The sequence below is a fragment of the Frankia sp. CeCAU1 genome (assembly GCF_977971845.1).
Genome location: NZ_CDWWXA010000009.1, coordinates 62,258 through 64,532 on the forward strand (window position 1 = coordinate 62,258; position 2,275 = coordinate 64,532).

Consider the following 2,275-nt stretch of genomic DNA (forward strand, 5'->3'; position numbering starts at 1 on the left):
GAGGAGGTGGGGGGCCTGAGGAGGTGGGGGGCCTGAGTCGTGCTCGTCCTCCAGTGGGGTCACCGCTGTGGCGGGCGCCCGGCGTGCTGGTCACACCCCACGTGGGCGGGTTTACCATGCGTGCGGCGCACCGGGCGGCACCTCCCACGAGGGCGCGCCGTCGGCGCACGGGGCGAGATGTGTGTCCGCGATGGCGGAGAAATCGCCGAAGAACTTGATTTCCAGCCGCTCGCGACAGACACCTCCCTTGCCGTCCGGCGCGAGACGCAGAAAGTACAGCACGCTCGTACCTCCGGCAGCCGGCCGGTCATGCGGGTTGTAGCCGCCACCGTCCCAGTGGAACTCGGCCCGGGTCCGCAACACCCAGCGCAGTCCCTCGATGATGATCGGATTTGGGTCCGGCAGCCGCATCGCGAAGTGCCGCTCGAGCTCGAACACGCGTTCCTGCTCGATGAGCCCGGCCGGTAGTCCAGGTGTCCGCCGGAGCATGAAGATCTCCAACGTGCGGTCCGCGCCCGCATCGGACCGCAGCGCGGCGTGGGTGAGACGCACGTCGAGCAGCTCTGCGCGCACCGCGTAGCGCTCGGCCAGCCGGGCCTTCACGATGACGCTGGGCACCAGCGCGCTCGGCCGCACTCCGAGAGCGGGCAACGCCGCGAGCGCGGCCTCGAAGTCGTCCACGGCGATCAGCAGCGCCGCGTGGTCCAAGACGCAGTACCGTGCCACCAGATCGACGAGGGCCGCCGCCTCGTCAAGGCCGTCGAACAGGCCGGCGAGGAGACCCTCGGTGCGCAACGCGCGCAGCGGCGCGCACACGGCCTCAATCCGGCGCACGTCGACGGCGTCCAGACCGCTACCAGGCCGTCCGAGGTCGGGATGCCCCGGTGAGGCCGTGAATCCCTGCGCTTCGATCATCCCGTGCCGCCTTCCGCCGCGCGGATGTGCATGACGACCGGACACACCACGCCGATTCGTCCAGTCGGGTTCCTGCTCAGTCGGGCCCGGCCACCTTAGGCCGCTGGGCCTGGTCACCACGGCAGATCCGGCCCCGGAGCGTTCCTGGCAGCCTAGCGGGATTGAGATAACAGCCCGTCATCACCCACCGGCGAATCGCTCCTTACCGGTAAAATTGTCGCATCGCCTGTGTGACGAGGCTCGCTGGCACCCCCGGGCCGCGACAGGCCCGTGGAACAAGCCGGTGGAATGAGGAGGCGCGCGCCACGCTTCTTCCTGAGGACGGACGCGACCCGTGGCGTAAGGAGGACCTCAACCCGTGCTTGATCCCGATGCACTTTACGATCTTGCCGAGGATCTGGCCGGCGGTTCGATCGATCTCGGCCGTCCCGTCATGCTGGAGGCGATGACCGGGGTGGTCGACGCTGGCAGCGCGGTCAGCCTGGCCGGTGAGCACCTGATGACCGCGCTCGACCACCAGCTGCTCGCCACTTTCGACATCGACCAGTTGCTCGACTACCGGTCCCGCCGGCCGACCATGGTCTTCTCCGAGGATCGCTGGGAAAGCTACGAGGATCCCGTCCTCGCGCTGTACCTGTTGCGGGACGAGGCGGGCACTCCGTTCCTGCTGTTGGCCGGGCCCGAGCCAGACCTGCAGTGGAAGCGGTTCACGGTGGCGCTGCGAGGCCTCGTGGCCCGGCTCGGCGTCCGTCTGACGGTCGGGCTGAACGCGATTCCGATGGCGGTGCCGCACACCCGCCCGTCGGTGGTGAGCGCGCACGCGACCCGTAAGGACCTCATCGTGGGGTACGAGCCCTGGCTGCGCCGGCTACAGGTCCCCGGCAGCGCCGGCCACCTGCTGGAATTCGAGCTCGGGCGGGAAGGCCGGGATGCGATGGGTTTCGCCGCTCACGTCCCGCACTACCTGGCGCAGACGACCTATCCGGCGGCCACCGAGGTCCTGCTGACCTCGGTGTCGAAGGCGACCGGGCTCCTGCTCCCGCTGGACGGGCTGCGCTCCGCCGCGGTTGCCATCCAGGACGAGGTCGACAGCCAGATCGCCGGGGGCGGTGAGGCCGCCGCGCTGGTCAGCGCCCTGGAAGAGCAGTACGACGCCTACCAGCGCGGACGGCGCGGGCCGAGCCTGCCGGCCGCGGACGACGTCCAGCCGCTGCCGACCGCCGACGAACTCGGCGAGGCCTTGGAGCGTTTCCTCGCCGAGCAGACCGAACCGGACGGTCCCACCCCGAATCCCTGATCCCGAATCCCTGACTCGGGTCAGGGATTCGGATCCCACCAGCCTGACCGGCCCGCCCTCCGC

At 69.9% G+C, this 2,275-nt stretch carries 2 protein-coding genes; one reads left to right on the forward strand and one right to left on the reverse strand.

The genetic code is table 11. The features are described 5' to 3' along the window. Positions 1–111 precede the first annotated feature (111 nt). Complete coding sequence (locus tag AC08OO_RS03460; protein ID WP_476618225.1) at positions 112–915, reverse strand: hypothetical protein; 804 nt, start codon at positions 913–915, stop codon at positions 112–114. Between the two features lie 358 nt (positions 916–1,273). Here AC08OO_RS03460 and AC08OO_RS03465 point away from each other — a divergent pair, with 358 nt between their 5' ends. Next, on the forward strand, positions 1,274–2,212 hold the full coding sequence (locus AC08OO_RS03465; RefSeq protein WP_476618226.1) for a proteasome assembly chaperone family protein: 939 nt from the start codon (positions 1,274–1,276) through the stop codon (positions 2,210–2,212). Positions 2,213–2,275 lie beyond the last annotated feature (63 nt).

Excerpts from the sequence above, each read along its gene's own strand:
- AC08OO_RS03460 (WP_476618225.1), bottom strand. The coding sequence starts at position 915 with ATGATCGAAGCGCAGGGATTCACGGCCTCACCGGGGCATCCCGACCTC.